Source organism: Candidatus Goldiibacteriota bacterium HGW-Goldbacteria-1 (genome assembly GCA_002839855.1).
In the GTDB taxonomy this organism is placed as follows: domain Bacteria; phylum Oederibacteriota; class PGYV01; order PGYV01; family PGYV01; genus PGYV01.
In genome coordinates this window covers 116,814-133,480 of sequence record PGYV01000006.1, presented here as the reverse complement: position 1 = coordinate 133,480, position 16,667 = coordinate 116,814, and the positions used below count along the sequence as shown (strand labels likewise).

At 41.4% G+C, this 16,667-nt stretch carries 17 protein-coding genes and 1 tRNA gene; 3 read left to right on the top strand and 15 right to left on the bottom strand.

The window, feature by feature from the left end; all coding sequences use genetic code 11:
• Window positions 1-241 precede the first annotated feature (241 nt).
• The 13 genes from CVV21_07945 to CVV21_07885 form a co-directional block, all read right to left on the bottom strand.
• Window positions 242-658 (bottom strand): hypothetical protein, encoded by a 417-nt coding sequence (locus CVV21_07945; GenBank protein ID PKL91504.1) that lies wholly within the window; start codon window positions 656-658, stop codon window positions 242-244.
• The gene (locus CVV21_07940) at window positions 655-900 is read right to left on the bottom strand and encodes a hypothetical protein (GenBank protein ID PKL91503.1); all 246 of its coding nucleotides are present in this window, start codon (window positions 898-900) and stop codon (window positions 655-657) included. The genes CVV21_07945 and CVV21_07940 overlap by 4 nt, the downstream gene beginning before the upstream one ends.
• A 78-nt stretch (window positions 901-978) precedes the next feature.
• Window positions 979-3,243, bottom strand: coding sequence for a hypothetical protein (locus CVV21_07935; protein ID PKL91502.1), 2,265 nt, complete (start codon window positions 3,241-3,243; stop codon window positions 979-981).
• A 201-nt stretch (window positions 3,244-3,444) separates the two neighbouring features.
• Window positions 3,445-4,317 (bottom strand): peptide chain release factor N(5)-glutamine methyltransferase, encoded by an 873-nt coding sequence (prmC, locus tag CVV21_07930; GenBank protein ID PKL91501.1) that lies wholly within the window; start codon window positions 4,315-4,317, stop codon window positions 3,445-3,447.
• Window positions 4,318-4,321: 4 nt separating this feature from the next.
• Entirely contained in the window at window positions 4,322-5,389 is a 1,068-nt protein-coding gene (locus tag CVV21_07925; protein ID PKL91541.1) for a peptide chain release factor 1, read from the bottom strand.
• A gap of 96 nt (window positions 5,390-5,485) precedes the next feature.
• Complete coding sequence (locus CVV21_07920; protein PKL91500.1) at window positions 5,486-6,481, bottom strand: DUF1385 domain-containing protein; 996 nt, start codon at window positions 6,479-6,481, stop codon at window positions 5,486-5,488.
• A gap of 2 nt (window positions 6,482-6,483) precedes the next feature.
• A complete protein-coding gene (locus tag CVV21_07915; protein ID PKL91540.1) occupies window positions 6,484-7,179 on the bottom strand; it encodes a thymidylate synthase (FAD) in 696 nt (231 codons plus the stop codon).
• Window positions 7,180-7,201: 22 nt separating this feature from the next.
• Window positions 7,202-7,426 carry a 50S ribosomal protein L31 gene (locus CVV21_07910; protein ID PKL91499.1) on the bottom strand — a complete coding sequence of 75 codons (225 nt, stop codon included), beginning with the start codon at window positions 7,424-7,426 and terminating at the stop codon, window positions 7,202-7,204.
• Between the two features lie 16 nt (window positions 7,427-7,442).
• Window positions 7,443-8,699 (bottom strand): transcription termination factor Rho, encoded by a 1,257-nt coding sequence (locus tag CVV21_07905; protein PKL91498.1) that lies wholly within the window; start codon window positions 8,697-8,699, stop codon window positions 7,443-7,445.
• Between the two features lie 276 nt (window positions 8,700-8,975).
• On the bottom strand, window positions 8,976-9,659 hold the full coding sequence (locus CVV21_07900; protein ID PKL91497.1) for a hypothetical protein: 684 nt from the start codon (window positions 9,657-9,659) through the stop codon (window positions 8,976-8,978).
• Window positions 9,660-9,698: 39 nt separating this feature from the next.
• Window positions 9,699-10,244, bottom strand: a complete 546-nt coding sequence (locus CVV21_07895; protein ID PKL91496.1) for a hypothetical protein — start codon at window positions 10,242-10,244, stop codon at window positions 9,699-9,701.
• 57 nt (window positions 10,245-10,301) lie between these two features.
• On the bottom strand, window positions 10,302-11,975 hold the full coding sequence (locus CVV21_07890; GenBank protein ID PKL91495.1) for an acetyl-CoA synthetase: 1,674 nt from the start codon (window positions 11,973-11,975) through the stop codon (window positions 10,302-10,304).
• A complete protein-coding gene (locus CVV21_07885; GenBank protein PKL91494.1) occupies window positions 11,972-12,514 on the bottom strand; it encodes a transcriptional regulator in 543 nt (180 codons plus the stop codon). The genes CVV21_07890 and CVV21_07885 overlap by 4 nt, the downstream gene beginning before the upstream one ends.
• Before the next feature lie 170 nt (window positions 12,515-12,684).
• On the opposite strand from CVV21_07885, the gene CVV21_07880 reads away from it, so the two are divergent.
• The 3 genes from CVV21_07880 (at window position 12,685) to CVV21_07870 (ending at window position 14,609) form a co-directional block, all read left to right on the top strand.
• Window positions 12,685-13,488 carry a hypothetical protein gene (locus tag CVV21_07880; protein PKL91493.1) on the top strand — a complete coding sequence of 268 codons (804 nt, stop codon included), beginning with the start codon at window positions 12,685-12,687 and terminating at the stop codon, window positions 13,486-13,488.
• Window positions 13,489-13,546: 58 nt separating this feature from the next.
• Window positions 13,547-13,621, top strand: a tRNA-Glu gene (locus CVV21_07875).
• Window positions 13,622-13,646: 25 nt separating this feature from the next.
• Window positions 13,647-14,609 (top strand): cation transporter, encoded by a 963-nt coding sequence (locus CVV21_07870; protein ID PKL91492.1) that lies wholly within the window; start codon window positions 13,647-13,649, stop codon window positions 14,607-14,609.
• Window positions 14,610-14,636: 27 nt separating this feature from the next.
• Here the strand turns inward: CVV21_07870 and CVV21_07865 are convergent, their stop codons facing one another.
• A complete protein-coding gene (locus tag CVV21_07865) occupies window positions 14,637-14,972 on the bottom strand; it encodes a hypothetical protein (protein ID PKL91491.1) in 336 nt (111 codons plus the stop codon).
• Between the two features lie 56 nt (window positions 14,973-15,028).
• Entirely contained in the window at window positions 15,029-16,657 is a 1,629-nt protein-coding gene (locus CVV21_07860; protein ID PKL91490.1) for a peptide-binding protein, read from the bottom strand.
• Window positions 16,658-16,667 lie beyond the last annotated feature (10 nt).

Below are 16,667 nucleotides of genomic sequence, written 5' to 3'. Positions count from 1 at the left end.
GGTTTGTATGGTTAAAGTAAGTTATATGGCATTAACCATAGCGTATATATTATTATGAACCCGTTTATATGTAAATAGTTCATTTTATCGTGAATAGTTAAGCGGTTAAGGGTTTTATATTTATTGAAGTTTGTGTTTTTGTATAAGAGGCGGATATATCAGTCTTTGTTAATGATATTGTCTGTAAGCGGGGTTTGGCACCGTTCTTAATGCATTCTAATAATCGTTTAACCGGTAGAAATTATCTGTTTAAACGCAGTTGAAATTCTTCGGGAGCTAAAACAGGAATTACTGAATGCTTATAGTCCTTTTTATTGCCCGTTACAATGCAGTCCGCCTTTACGCCGATTGCCGAATAATACTGCAGTGCATCCTCGAAGTCTTTAAAATCAGATACAATGGACATATCAACGGCTTTTGCGTCAACAGGCGCTATGTCAAAAAGCATTTTGGTTTTTTCCAGTATTTTTATGGCAGTTGTCCTGTCTGTTTCTTTTTCAAGGATATAATGAATTATACTGATGCTTACAGCCGACAAATATGTTTTTAGGCCATGCCTTTTTGCCGCGGCTACGGCAGCCATAGAAGCGTTATAAGTGTTCTTTCTTTTTAGATGAATATCAAGTATTACATTAGCATCAAAAAGAACGGTTTTCATTTATATTTTTTCCGTATATGTTTCTTGTATTCTTCTTTAGGATTGTAATCCTGTTCTTTTCCGTATATTACACCGGAGATTTCCTTTAAAACCGGCAAATCATTATAATTATCTTCGGTGTGCGCCGTAAGTGATTCAAAATATGATGCAGCCATTTTAGATACGGAAGTTTTATTCTTTTTTGCGGTCAGTTTTGCCTTTTTTATTGTATTTTCATCAAGCAGAAGCGTAAGTTTTGTCATAAGCACCTCCTATACGTATAATGTTATCAATTTAATACGTATATGTCAAGACGCGGATAAGGGGTACGGCCCGTGTCTTTATTTCTGCGGATAAAGGTTATCCATCGGGACCGTTTCCAAAATGCCTTTGTCAGGCCTGGCCCACCATAAACCAAACCAATTTCTGCCGTTATTTCTGTACATAACGTGAATGTCATGCATGCCCTTTGAAAGTTCAATTTCGGCTTTTGTCTGATTGCCTGACAGAATAAGGTTGTTATCTATAAGCAGTTCTTTTCTTTCGTTTGTTTTTACGTCAAAAATATACTTTCCAGGCGTGTCTATCCTTATCTTGCCGTCCCAGCAGACGGTAAAATGGTTTGCATTTTTAGGAAAATATGCCCATTCGTGAAGTATCATGGGTTCTGACCGCACTTCAAGCAATTCGCCGTAACCGCAGTTGCCGCCGGAATAATAACGTGCAGTAAGCCCCCTTTCGGGGCTGTCAGATAAACCTTTTAGGGCTTCTTCATAAGGAACTTTGTAGGCGATAAAAGCTATTACTTTTTCGTCGTTATATTTTTCCATAAAATCAACACGCTCTCCTGCCGGATAATATGCCTGAAGGGCCGGAAGCATAGAGAAATATTCCCTTTCCAGAATGTAAACATAATTTTTTCCGTAAGCGGGATTAACGGGAAAGTTATAACCGGTTGTAAGTTTTTCATAATTATTTTTTTTCTTTGCCATAAAGGCTATCGTAACATCGGGAGTGTTTTGCTCTGATCCGAACATAAAATACGGCGTCATTATGGCCTGCCAGCTGCCGCCCAATTTTATCACATATTCCGCGGCTTCCCTTTTTTCTGTTTCAAAAGCGCGGTATGCGTATTTGTGCCTGCCGTATTTTATAAAATACTTGTCATAATTAATAACACCTGCAAGAACGACGGCTAAAGAGATTAATACATATATAATTTTTTTCCCTGCCGATGACGCGGAACGGATTAATCCCGACAAACCAAAGGCGGTAAAAATATAAATCAAAGGCATGGTCATAACAGATCTGCTTGGGTACGGCGCTTCTATGAAAGCGGCCGCGGCGGCCGCGAATAGGATAAATGTGAAGACGAAAATGATTCCGAAAAGATTACCGGTAAAAGCTGCCGCTAAAAGCATAAAAAATCCGGCGGCGGCAAATATGCCTGTAAGAAAGTCCATAAGGGGCAACCCGTTATATGCACCAAGGTTTATGGCGTTACTGCCGCTATGATTGAACATAAGAAGCACTTTTTTTATGCTGATTAGATAATTTAGTATGGGATTTTCGTGCAGCCAATGGTGCCTGTTTTGCACCTGCATAAGATATAAACCGGAAGCTCTCATCATGAAAGAGTCAAAATGTTCCATGACATATACCAGAAACGGGACCATAAATATAACCGCTGTTATAAATGCGGCGAATAATTTTATATAATTAGCTTTTAAAAATCCCCTGTCAATGAATAATGCCCCTATGATAAACAGTAAATATGCAACAGGCACAATTCGCGCTGCCTGATATGTCTGAACGGATAATGCGAGAGCGATTCCGAAAATAATAAAATCGGCAGTTTTCCTTTCGTTGTAAATTTTTACCGCGTAGAATAAAGAGATAATAAACGGCAATATGGCAAATCCCGCGTGATAAACAAGCCGGCTATATGCAACCGGGTAAATGCCAAAGGCAAAAAACATTGACGTAAAAAATGCCGTTTTCCAGCCAAGCATATACCGTATAAGGAAATAAAAACTTACCGCCGCTAAAAGCCCCGCGATAGCTGTCGCGGCCCTTGCCCCCATTATACCTTCGCCGATAAACGGGAAAAGGCCGCCCATGAAATAGTTATATAAAGCGGGGTTATCGGTGATAGCCCTGATATATATGGGCAGGGCGGAATCGGCGCCGTTTGGCGTGACGCCCCTTATGATATCCATTGCGTCTTTGACGGCCTTTCCTTCATCACGGAAGGATCCCATAGGCACCGTGTCCAAACTGTGAAACCTGAAGAAAGCCGCGGTTATGAAAAATATAGCAAACCCTATTATTTCAAATTTTCCCGGTTTTTCAAAAATATCTTTTAAAAAAGGCAGTTTTCCAAGAAGTTCCGCGCCTTTGTCGTGTTTTATTGCGATGAAAAAAGGGATAAGAGAAAGCAGAAAAAAATAAGCGCCCGGCAAAGCATGCGGCTTTGCGTACATTAAAGATTGCCCGATTACGATAAGAATAAAGCCCGCTATTACCGATACAAATCTGATAATTCTGTTATTTTCCAAAATATTCTCCTGGTGAATGCGTGTTTGAAAATAAGTATATATTATCATATATTTTAAAAAGGTTTATAAAAAATCTCGCTTAAATAAAACGCTAAAAATGATAAGCGGCGCTGTTGTTTCTTTCTGCGAATAAATTAATAAATATATTTTATTGTTTATTTTTTTGTAGAATCTATTGCATGGACGCTTTAATAAAACGAAAATGTTCTTGATAAAAAAACACATAGATGATTTTGTTTGTGTTTTACTTTAATTATTTTTATGTGTGATTAGTTGAAATATGACTGCTCTTTTCATCCCTTTGAAGTCGTTAAATGTGGATAGGTATGTCCAGTTCTTGTTGTGGAAAACTTTTTTAATGTCCTCTTCCATGTTATCCCCAATTTCCAAAACCATATAACCGCCGGGGTTTAAAATGTTCACTCCGGCAGAGGCAAGCCTTTTATAAAATGAAAGCCCGTCTTTTTTGTCGGTAAGGGCGGCTGCGGGTTCGTGTAATACCTCTTTTTGCAGTTTGGACATGGCCGTTTTTGTTATATACGGGGGGTTGGATATGATAATGTCAAATTTCAAGGGTGATTTGCGGGTTAAGGTAAAAAAATTGCCCGATTTAGCTGTTATACGCCCTTTTACGCCGTACTTCTTTGCGTTAAGGTTAGTAAGCGATATTGCTTTTTTTGATATGTCTATGGCTGTTATATGGGCTATTTTGGGGCATTCCAGGCACAGGGTCACGCTTATTATTCCGCTGCCGGGGCCAAGCTCTGCCGCCTGTGTTTTGGGTTTAAGCGGAAGTGATTTTACCGCCTCTATTACCGCTTCGGTATCCTGCCGTGGAATCAGCACGCCTTTTCTGCAGGCAAATTCATTGCCGTAAAAAAAAGCCGTACCTGTCAGATATTGCAGCGGCATTCCTGCCGCCCTTTTATGGGCAAGCTTAAACAGCTTTTTTGCGGACATGCCGGGAAGACTGTCCTGAAAGCGGGCATATAAAGAGGGCTTGTCAATACCGGTAAGAAACATCAAAAGTTCCGCGGCTTCAAATTTTGAAACCTGTTTATCAAGCCCCCTGCCGTCTGAAATATAATCCGCGGCTTTGTTAAGAGCTTCGTATATTTTCATAATATCAGATGCTTTTTTCCATTAACTTTTTGGTGTTCTCTTCGCTAAGTTTTTCTATAAACTGGTCAATGTCGCCCTGCATTACGCCTTCAAGGTTGTATGATGTAAGGCCAATCCTGTGGTCGGTTACCCTGTTCTGCGGATAATTGTATGTCCTTATTTTTTCGCTGCGGTCGCCGGAACCAATCTGCGAACGCCTTTCGCTGTCGGTAATCGCCTTTTCATCGCCTTCGGTCTTGGCTTTAACCCTTGCGGACAGAATTGAAAGCGCCTTTTCTTTATTTTTTATCTGTGACCTTCCGTCCTGGCAGTAAACCTCAATACCTGTGGGTATGTGGTGCGCCCTTACCGCGGATTCAGTCCTGTTGACATGCTGTCCGCCTGCGCCGGACGCGCGGCATACGTCTATGCGTATTTCAGCCATGTTTAAATTAAATTCTTTTTCTTCCTGTTCCGGCAGTACATATACTGTTGCCGCGGAAGTGTGAACCCTGCCGCTGGTCTCTGTATCGGGAACGCGCTGTACCCTGTGCGCGCCGCTTTCATAGCGCAGTTTGCCATAAGCACCTTTCCCGTTTACAAAAAATATTATTTCCTTAAAACCTCCAAGTTCCGTGGGGCTGCTTGTAACGGTTTCAATTGAAAATCCGTGGTTTTCCGCGTACTTAACATACATGCGGTACAAGTCGCCCGCAAAAATTCCGGCTTCATCGCCGCCTGTACCGGCGCGGATTTCCACTATTGCGTTCTTTTTATCGTTAGGGTCGCTTGGGGTAAGTATTATTCTTAATTCTTCGCGCTTCTTTTCCAGTTTGGGTGTTAAATCTTCAATTTCCGCTTTTGCCATATCTACAAGTTCTTTTTCCTGCTCTGTGCGCATCATGTGGTCGGCGTCTTTTATGGCGTGGTCAAGCGTTGTATAGGCGTCATATATCTCCACTATTTCCGAATATTCCGAATGCTGCCTTGCTTTTTTCTGGAAAAGTTCGTTGTTGGAAATTATCTGCGGGTCGGAAAGTTCCGCTGTTAATTTTTCATATTCGCGTTTTATTTTTGCCGCTTTTTCAAACACTTTATTGCCTCCGGTTAAGTTAAATTGTATTTTTATATATAAAAAAAACACCCGCTACTCCCTTACAAAGGGCAGGCCGGGTGCTTATATAAACAGCTAAAGTTTTACTGCTGCGGGTCTATGCTTTTTTTCCAGTTTTAAAACTTCATTAATTGAATTTGCGGCAACTTCAAGCATCTTAGCATCCGGTTCTTTTGTGGTTATTTTCTGAAAAGCCAGCCCCGGCGCTATAAGGATTTTTATAAAAAAGTTATTCTGAAATTTATCAGAGAATTTTAACAGTTCATATGACAGTCCCGCAATTGGGATTAAAAGCGGAATTTCCAGCAGTATTCTCTGCCAGATCTTAAATTCCGGCGGAAGTAAAAGCACAAAAATTATTATGCTTACAAGCATTGTCAGAAAAATAAAAGCTGTGCCGCATCTTGGGTGAAGCGTTGTGTATGGCAGCATGTTTTTTTGAGTAAGTTTCTTGCCGTCTTCAAAAGTATAAATGGCTTTGTGTTCCGCGCCGTGGTACATAAAAAGGCGTTTAACGTCTTCCATAAAGGAAATTGCCCAGATATACAGGAAAAATATCGCAAGTTTAAAGGTAACAACTATAAGGTTAAACCAGACCCTGTTTTCCGCAAGCCCGGGAAGCGCTTTTTCCAGCAGTTTGGTTCCCTGCACCGGAAGGTAAATAAAAAGGAAAAGCGCAAAGGCAAAGGATATAATATAAGTGACTGTCATTTCCAATTTTTCTTTTTTCTCTTTTTTTTCTGTTTCTGCTTTGGATAATTTCTTTTTCTTTTTATTCTCGTACCCCTCTTCGTATATCTGTGCCGAATAATCAAGCGCTTTAAACCCAAGTGTCATGGATTCTATAAGGGAAATAAATCCCCTTAAAACAGGCCATTTTAAAAACGGGTACTTTTTTGTGATTGAATTAACCGGCGCTGACATTGATTTAATTGTACCGTTTTTGTGGCGCACGGATACCGCGTAATAGTTTGGCGAACGCATAAGCACGCCTTCAATAACGGCCTGTCCGCCCACATTCATTTTTTTGGAACTGCAGGAAGCGGGTGTTTTTGTTTTTTTAACCTTCATTTTTATCCCTTGTTGTCAGAATTGTATTTTTTTCTGACCTCTGTTATTTTACCGCAGGTCATCTTGCCTTCCGGGCACGGACCGCCTACGCAGCCGGGCCCCGCGTTTTTAAATATTAAAGGCGCAGCTATCTTTGCCTCTGCAAGCATCAGGTCGGACATTTCGTGAATTTCCCACTGTGCCCTGTTGCAGCACCTTTTTTCAAAGAAGTGCAGCAGTTCCCGCGCGTTCATAGTAACCACTATTTTAGTTTCCGCCGCGTTTGGAAGCGCATACCTGGCATCTTCTTTAGGAATGCCGGCATCTGTCATGGACTTGTAAAATGTATTAATGGAATCCATCATGGAATCAAACTGTTTTTTAAGTTCGGGTTTGTCTTCTATGGTATGTGGGGTGATGTAATCAAAACCGGATTCGTTTACATATCGCTGGCTCTGCTGCGAATAAGACGCGATTCTGTGGCGCACCAGCTGGTGTGTCAAAGCACGCGACACGCCTTCTATAATAAAACTAAAAGACATGTGTTCAAGGACAGAATAATGGCCAAGGTCATTTATTTTGTTGATAAATGAAGCAATAGTCTCATCGGTAAGTGTTCCGGTTATTTTATCATAGCCGCCGCTGGAATAACAAAGTTTACCCGCAATGGCGGCTATTTTTTCGCCGTCAGCTGTATGTGACAGAAGTTTTACAAACACGGCCATATCCGCCGGACTTCCGCTATGCCTTTGTTTCCTCTTTCTTGGTGCTTTTTGCAGCCCTTTTCTTAAACTTTTCCACCCTGCCGTCAGTGTCAAGGAACTTCTGAACGCCTGTATAGAATGGGTGGCAGTTTGAACATACTTCCACTTTTAAGTCTCCCGCTGTGCTGTTTGTTTCAAATGAATTGCCACAGGCGCAAACTACCATTGCTTTTTTGTAATCCGGGTGTATTCCCTGTTTCATGTTTCTGGTACCTCCATTAATCTGTTTTCATGGCATCAATAAATGCCTTATTATTCTTTGTTTTGGATATTTTGTCAACTAAGAATTCCATAATTTCCGCGGGCTTCATTTTGCTTAAAAGGGCTTTTCTAAGAATCCACAGTTTGTTAATTTCTTCCCTTGAAAGCAGAAGCTCTTCTTTTCTTGTGCCGGACTTGCTGATGTCAATTGCCGGGTAAAGGCGTTTTTCCGCAAGTTCGCGGGAAAGGTCTATTTCACAGTTGCCTGTGCCCTTAAATTCTTCAAATATAACATCGTCCATTTTGCTGCCTGTTTCAATAAGGGCGGTGGCTATGATAGTCAATGAACCGCCTTCTTCAATTGCCCTGGCTGCTCCAAAGAAGCGTTTGGGTTTTTGTAATGCATTACTGTCAATACCGCCGGAAAGGACTTTTCCGCTGGAAGGCGCGACAGAGTTGTAAGCGCGCGCAAGCCTTGTGATACTGTCAAGCAGGATAACAACATCCCTTTTGCTTTCTACAAGCCTTTTGGCTTTTTCAATGACCATTTCAGCCACCTGAATATGCCTTGTAGGCGGTTCGTCAAAGGTGGAAGAGACAACTTCGCCTTTTACCGTGCGTTCCATGTCTGTTACTTCTTCAGGGCGCTCGTCAATTAAAAGGACTATTAAATAAATTTCCGGATGATTTTCGGTGATGCTGTTCGCTATTTTCTGAAGAAGGACTGTTTTACCCGTCCTTGGGGGGGCTACTATAAGCGCCCTCTGGCCTTTGCCAAGAGGCGTGAAAAGGTCCATAACCCTCATGGAAATGTTTTCCCTGTCTTTTGTTTCAAGGTTTATCTTATGTTCCGGATAAAGCGGGGTTAAGTTATCAAAGAAAATTTTGTCTTTAATTTTTTCCGGGTCTTCGCTGTTAATAGTGCCCACTTTTAAAAGCGCGAAGTATTTTTCCCCTTCTTTTGGTGGGCGTATCTGCCCGGCTATCATATCGCCTGTCCTTAAGTCAAACTTGCGAATCTGCGAAGGCGACACGTAAATGTCATCCGGCCCCGGAAGATAGTTATAGTTTGGCGAGCGCAGAAAACCAAAGCCGTCGGGAAGAATTTCAAGTACGCCTTCCCCGAAAACAAGCCCGTCTTTCTGGGATTCGGTCTCCATAAGCTTCATGATAAGATCCTGTTTCTTAAGGCCGCTTAGGTTGTCAATCTTCATGTCTTTTGCGATCTTCTGAAGTTCGGATACTTTCATTGTTTTTAGTTCATTTACATTCATTAATTATTACCTCCGGGATTATAAAGGGGAAAATTTTCTGCCCTTTTTTGGAATTTCATACGGATGTGTCCCTGTATTACTTTGCTTCCATAACAATATTATAGATTTATTGCGAAAAAGTCAATTAAAAATATGTAATATTTTTAATATTTAATATGCTGAATCTTTTACATCTGTGGTGATATTTTCTACGGCAGGTATTTTTTAAATACCTGCCGTATGAATTGTTTGATAAATCAGAGTACTAAATCAATGACTTTATGTGTAAATAATATCTCAGTAAGAGCATCCCGATGCATATAAATGATGCCTGTAACTTGCGAAAGTGGTCCATGTGCCTCCGCTTGGCATAACTCCGGCTGTTTCTATTGCTGCAATAGTTGTTTCGCCGCCGACATACCGGCTATAACTTGTATAAGCGGCATCTGTAGAGCCGGGCACCCATTCATCCGCGGAGAAAACGAACCAGAAATCAGTTCCCGCAGTTAAAATGTAAGGCGTTGAAAGTGAAGATGTGAACCATCCGGCGGAAGCTGCTGTTTTTACGCCTGTCCATGCAAGCATACTGCCGGGGGTTCCGGAATTATCGCTGTAAATCCCAATGCAATACTTGCCGGCTGCCGCCATTTCTATAGAAAGGGCCGTAACTGATGTTTCCGCGTTCGGGGTAAATTTATGCGCGTATAAATTATTGGGGCCCGAACTTCCGCTTGAACTATTGGAATTTGAACCGAATTTTATACCGCAGTCCATAGTTGCTGTCAGTGTGACTGTGGGAGTTACGGTTGATGTTTGAGTTATTGTTGATGTTGCGGTAATTGTTGGTGTTACTGTAAACGTGCCGATAGGCGTGGCTGTTGCCTGTTCCGCCTGCGGTGATGAGGGTGAATTTTTATTGCACGCGATAAGAAATGCTGAAACTAATAAGGCTGATAGAAGAATAACGGTTAATTTTTTCACAATAGCTCCCTTTTTTAGATTAAAGAATATTTTGTTTATTTATCTCATTAAATAAATGGTCGTTTTGTTCGGCATGTCATAAATTTCCATGCTGTATGTGTAGCCTTCTGTTTTACCTTTAAGTTTTTCTGCGAACTTCGGGTAAACTTTTGTAATGCCAAGCAGAATTGAAAGCGGGTTTGTAAAAGGATGAGTCGCAACAAGGCTCTGTTTTGATTCAAGAATCTTTACTTTAAATTTAGAAGTCACAAGCGGGGCTTTTTGGATATCATTACCTTCAAGAATGCATCCAATCTCGCTTCTTAACTTCTCTTTGGCAACTGACTTTGGGTCATCAAAATAAATTCCAAAACCTTTTGTCGGGTTTACCCCGAATTCAGCAACAAGGGTCTGATAAACATCCATTCCCGCCTTGTTTGCTTTCGCGTAATCCCCTGTCTGTTCAACATAAACAACAACATAAGGCCCGCTTAAAGCTTCCGTTACCTGAACTTTAAAGAACAGCCCTGCGTGGATTAGCAGCCCCAATAAAGCGGTTAAAACAATTCCAAGTGTTATTCCGGTTACAGCCAATACTTTTTTCATAATTTCCCTCCGTTTTTAAATTTCCCGGAAATGATTATACCACAAAATAAAGAATTTTTATTTTCCTGATTTTCTTATCTCTACACGCCTTATTTTTCCGCTTATTGTCTTGGGCAGTTCGCTTACAAATTCAACTATCCTTGGATATTTATAAGGCGCGGTGACTTTTTTTACGTGTTCCTGAAGTGCTTTTATAAGCTCGTCTGAAGCGATGAAGCCTTTTGCCGGCACCACTGTGGCTTTTGCCACAAGGCCGCGGTCAGGGTCAGGCACTGCTGTGATAGCACATTCAAGCACTGCCGGGTGTTCAAGCAGCGCGCTTTCAATTTCAAACGGCCCTATCCTGTATCCGGAACTTTTAAAGCAGTCATCCGCCCTTCCCACAAACCAGTAATAACCGTCTTCATCCCGGTAAGCCATATCGCCGGTCTGATAAATGCCGTTATTCCATACTTTTTTTGTAAGGGCTTCGTCGCGGTAGTATTCATCAAACATACCCGCTGCTTTGCCGTTTGCCGTGCGTATTACAAGCCGGCCTTCTTCGCCCGCTTCACACGGTTTATCGTCATCGTTAAGCAGGTCTATATCAAAGCCGGGCGTGGGTTTTCCCATAGAACCGGGTTTTGGTTCAAGCCACGGGTAGGTGGCAACCGCTACCACGGTTTCGGTCTGGCCAAAGCCTTCCTTTATTTTATGCCCGGTCTGTTTTAAAAACTGGTTATATACTTCCGGATTTAAGGGCTCGCCTGCCACAGTGCAGTGTTTTAAAGCGGAAAAATTATAACCTGTAAGGTCTTCCTTAATGAAGTATCTGTAAATAGTAGGCGGAGCGCAGAAAGTGGTGACCTTTGAATCTGCCACAACATCAAGCAGTTTTTTGGGTACAAATTTGTCATAATCATAAACCATTACCGCTGTCCCGCAAATCCACTGGCCGTATATCTTTCCCCAGGCAGCTTTTGCCCAGCCGGTATCCGCCACGGTAAGATGAAGGCCGCCCGGTATCACGTTCTGCCAGTACGCAGCTGTAAGTATATGCCCCAGCGGATATGTGAAATTATGTTTAACCATTTTAGGCATACCTGTGGTGCCGGATGTAAAGTAGGTCAGAAAAAAATCGCTGTTTTTTGACACATCATTACCTGAAGGCCTTTGGAAATTTTCACTGCCTTCGTCAATTGCCGTGTTGATGTTTATCCAGCCGGGTTTATCGGTATGTAATGCGGCTTTAAGTTTAAGTGTGGGTGAATGCGCGGATGCGGCTTCCACATTACTGATTGTTTCATCTTCTTCGGTGGTTATAATCATTTTAATATCAGCGGCGTTGTTGCGGTAAGTGATATCTTTAACGGTAAGCATGTGTGTGGCAGGGATGCATATGGCGCCTATTTTATGAAGCGCCACGCATAAGAACCAGAATTCGTACCTGCGTTTAAGGATAAGCATTACAGGATCGCCTTTTTTAATCCCCAGCTTTACAAGGGCTGATGCCGCTTTATTGCTGTATTTTTTAATATCAGCAAAGGTAAAAGACGCGGTGTCCCCTTTTTCGTTTATCCAATGAAGCGCCCTTTGGGCGGGTGCTATTCCTGCCATTTCATCCACAACGTCAAAGCCGAAATTAAAATTGTCAGGAATTTTTACCCTGTAATTATCGCGAAAATCCTCATATGACGTGAAATCCCTGTCAACGAAATGTTTTAAGAGAGATGCTGAATGGTTATGGCTCATATTATCACCGCAAGAAACCTTGCGTCCCTGCCGCCGGTCGCGCACATTGCGTGAGCGTGTCCGGAGTCAAAAAATATGGAATCGCCTTCGTTGAGGATTATTTCGTTGTTTTCTATTATTATTTTAAGGGTTCCTTCCAGTATAAAATTAAATTCCTGCCCGGTATGTTTGTTAAGTGTCTTTGGCATTGTCTGCCCCGCTTTAACTTCAAAAACTTCCATTTTTTTATGTATAAAGTTGTATGCCAAATCGCTGTATGTGTACTCTTTTTTGCGTTCAACAGAAGGGCCGGTGCCTTTTCTTACCACGCTGTACCTGTGAAGGCGCGGTTCTTCACCTGTCAGAATTGCCGTAAGTTCCACATTAAATACACGTGATGCCGCGTATAAAAAACTTATGGGGATGTCACTCTGCCCGTTCTCGTATTTTGAATACTGTTCATCTGTAACTTCAAGCAATTTGGCCGTATCCGGAATGCTTTTTCCCGCAATTTCCCTAAGCGTCTTTATTCTGGCTGCCACCATCTTTATTTTTTCCATGTTTGCTCCCTTGATTAATTTGCCTGATCAGATTTGATTATTTATAATAACAAAAATGAGGCTGATTGTTAAATGGTATTTTGCATAAGGTAATTTAAATTAAAAAACAGGCGGTTTAATGCGGCGGCTTTGGTATAATTAATAATATAAAAAATTTAAAAGGATATTAAATGAACGAGCAGATACTTTCTATTATAATAACTTTCGCGGGAAGTTCTATAAACAGTATTTCCCAGGCGCTTCAAAAAATAGGCCTTGATACCCGCCGTTCTGAAAAGGCAAAAGGTTTAAGCATATGGTTATTTGGGTCGTGCCTTATGGCCACCACCCCTTTTATTTTTATGTACGCAACTTCCCTTGGCGGGGTTTCGATAGTGGGGGCCATGTCCGGAACCGGCCTTGCCGCGTTGATTTTATTTTCGCATTTTGTTATGAAGGAAGAAATTAAGGCTAATGAACTGGCGGGTGTAGTTTTGATACTTGGCGGTTCGGTGCTTATAGGTATTTTTTCAAGGGGTGAAGCGATTGAATCTTTTATAAATTTGTTTTTATTATATACGTATCTTGCAGCGGTTGTTCTGGGTTATATTCTTATAGCGCTTTTTGCGTTTAAGGCGGAAAAGATGACAGGTGTTGTTTTAGGCGGCTTTGCCGGGTCTTTGGCCGGGTTTATTACTCTGTTTCAGAAAGTGACCACATCAAATCCGTTAAATTCGGCTTCTGTTTTTTTAAATCCGTTTTTTTATACCTGGCTTATTATAGGCGCTGTAGCCTTCATAATTCTGCAGTTTTCATATACAAAAGACAGGGCTATCCGCATAATTCCGTTTTTTGCCGCAAACTCCATAGTTGTTCCGGTGATTGGCGGAGTGGTTTGTTTTCAGGAATCACTGAACGTTTTTCAGTGGCTGGGCGTATTTTTAATTTTTATCGGAGTTCATGTAAAAAATACCGGCAAAAATTGCACGGATTAAATACCCGTTGACAAAGCATTTTACCTGTTATATAAGTATTTATCTGATTAAACCATATGCCGCTATCGTCTAACGGTTAGGACACAGGGTTCTCAATCCTATAATCGGGGTTCGATTCCCCGTAGCGGTACCAGATTTAACAGACAAGGAGAGGTTTTATGTCTGACGAACACAGCCACGAAGAGCATAACCATTCACACGAAGGCCATGATCATAATCATAGCCACGGGCATCACCACCATCACGTACAGGGTGAAAAAGGCCTTGTATTAAGCATTATTATCAACGCTGGAATCACAGCGGCGGAAATTATAGGCGGTATTTTATCCGGTTCCCTTGCCCTTTTATCAGATGCCTTTCATAACCTGTCAGATGTCATATCGCTTATTATCTCCTATATAGCCATATTGATAGGTAAAAAAACCAAAAGTTTAAGCAAGACTTACGGGTATAAGCGGGCTGAAATACTTGCGGCTTTAATTAATGTGCTGGCTTTATTCTTTGTCTGCGGGTACATCATATTTGAAGCCATAGAAAGGTTTCAGCATCCGCAGCCCATTAAAGTGGGTCTAATGCTGGCAATTGCCGCTATTGGCCTTTTGGGCAACGGAATTTCGGTATTATTACTGTTTAAAGACGCCAAAGAAAATATAAACATAAAAAGCGCGTTTTTACACCTGATGGCGGATACTATTTCTTCTGTCGCGGTAATAGTAACCGCAATTATCCTTATGTTCAAGCCGTGGTATATTCTTGACGCGGCAATATCAGTAATAATTGCAGTTTACATTGCCAAAGAGAGTTTTAGCATCCTTATGGAAACCCTTAACATACTTATGCAGGGCGCCCCAAAAAATTTAGATGACAAAAAGATAAAGCAGAGGTTGAAAGAAGAAACCTCCCTTGGGATAATTGACGTGCATCACATCCATATGTGGGAAATATCGCCCGGGAAAGTGGTTTTTGACGCCCACGTGGCCGTGCCAAAAGATAATTTAAAAAACGCGGACGCGATAATACACGGTATAAATATCATACTTGCGGGAGAGTTTAAAATCTGCCATTCAACAATTCAGCTTGAATCAGAGGAATTTGACCACTGTATTTCCTGCGATATTTAAAATAAAATCGGGCAGCCCGGATTAATTTTATTCCATCATTTCTTCAAGCGCTTCTTCGTCGTGGGCTTTTAATGACAAAAACGCGACGCCAAACTGGCGTTCTGATGCTTTGACCCATTTAATCTCGGCGAAAACCGTAAAATTAGCATCAGGTTTTATAAGTTCTGCTTTAATAATGTCGCCGGGTTTGCCTATGATGTCGCCTTCCACCCTTACCCCGCCTGTGCTTAAGTCCTTACTAAAACCCATTGCCCTTTTAATTTGTGTTGTAAATTCGGTAGGGACAAGCATATAGTTTATTTCATAATTTTTCTCTACTCTTTTTTGTTTCCTTTTTTCAAGATATAATTTGCCTTTTGCCATCTTTTATACCCCTTTTTAAATTTTTATTATTATAACATAATCCCGTAAAATTCAAATTATTTTTCAAGCGCAATTCTGTATTTTTGAAGTTCAGAGGGCACATACCATTTTGTAAAGTTATATCCTATTCCTGCGGCTTCCGGTTTTATTCCGTGTATTCTTTTGTGTATGACGGGAAGCGTGTACGGCGAATAAATAAAGGTATATGGCGCGTCTTTTGCTATAAGGGAGTGTATTTTTCTGTAAATTACCTTTCTTTTCTCTGTATCGTATGTGGACCTTCCGTCTTCCAGAAGCCTGTCCACCTGCCGGTTTTTATAACCCACAAAGTTAAACTCTCCTTCGTTTGTTTTTGAAGAGTGCCAGATGTCATAGCAGTCAGGGTCGCGTGTAAGGCTCCACCCCATTACAACCGCGTCAAACTTCTTTTTATTTATGAAATCGGTTATGAATATATTCCATGCCAGGACGCGCACATGAACCTTGATGCCAAGTTTTGAAAATTCCTGCTGGGCAATTGCGGCTATTTCCTCGCGTTCTTTATTGCCCTGATTGGTGGCAAGGGTGAATTCAAATGGTATGCCCTGTCTGGTCAGGAAGCCGTCATCACCTTTAACCCAGCCGTCTTCTTTTAAAAGCTGCGCGGCTTTTTCCGGGTTGTATTCATAAGGTTTTACACTTTCATCATAAGCATATGAACCGGGGATAAACGGCCCGCTTATAGGCCTTGCCATTCCCCTGCGGACGTTTTTTATTATCTCTGCCGTGTTAATGGCATAACTTAATGCCTGCCGCGTTTTAACGGAAGCAAAAATTGGGTTTTCCTGATTATATCCTATATACGTGTACAGAAAGGCGGGAACAACAAATTTGTTAAAGTTTTTATTAAAATATTCAGTATTTGCTTTTGTAAAATACAAATCTGAAGAAAGTTCCATCATGTCCGCGTCACCGGACTGCAGGTTCATAAACTGAACGGACTGGTCAGGTATTATACGTAACATATAATTTGTAATGTAAGGCGAGCCGTCAAAATGTGTTTTGTTTGATATAAGCTCTAAAGAACGTCCGGTTTTCCAGTTCTTAAAAATATATGGCCCTGTGCCGACGGGTGTGCGGTTAAAAGACGCGGTGTTTATGTCAATGCCGGCAAACAGGTGCGCCGGAAGTATTCCCGTGCCCCAGTATTGCAAAGCGGGTGCAAATGGTTTTTTATACAGTACTTCCAGGGTAAAATCATCAATTATTCTGACGCTTTTTACCGGTTCAAAAAGGCTTCTGTAAGAGGTTTTTGTATCGGGCGCCATATAAGCGTCATATGTAAATTTTACGTCTTTGGCGGTAAATGACACTCCGTCATGCCATTTAACGTTATTTTTTAGGTGAAATATTATGGTCAGCCCGCCGTCTTTAATCTTCCATTTATCCGCAAGGTCTCCGACCAGATTAAGACTTTTATCAAATTTAACAAGGCCGTTAAAGACCAGGTCGTTTATGGCTGCTGACGCGGAATCTGAAGCCAGTACGGGGTTTAGAATGGCAGGTTCGCCTGTGGATGTATCAATAAGCATATCGCCGTAAGCGGGTGCATCGGTATAAGTGCCCTTAAGTGTGTAGGATTCTTTTTTAGAACATCCGGAAATAAGGATAACAGCCGTTAATACTCCAAGGACTATTTTTATCACACGCCACCTT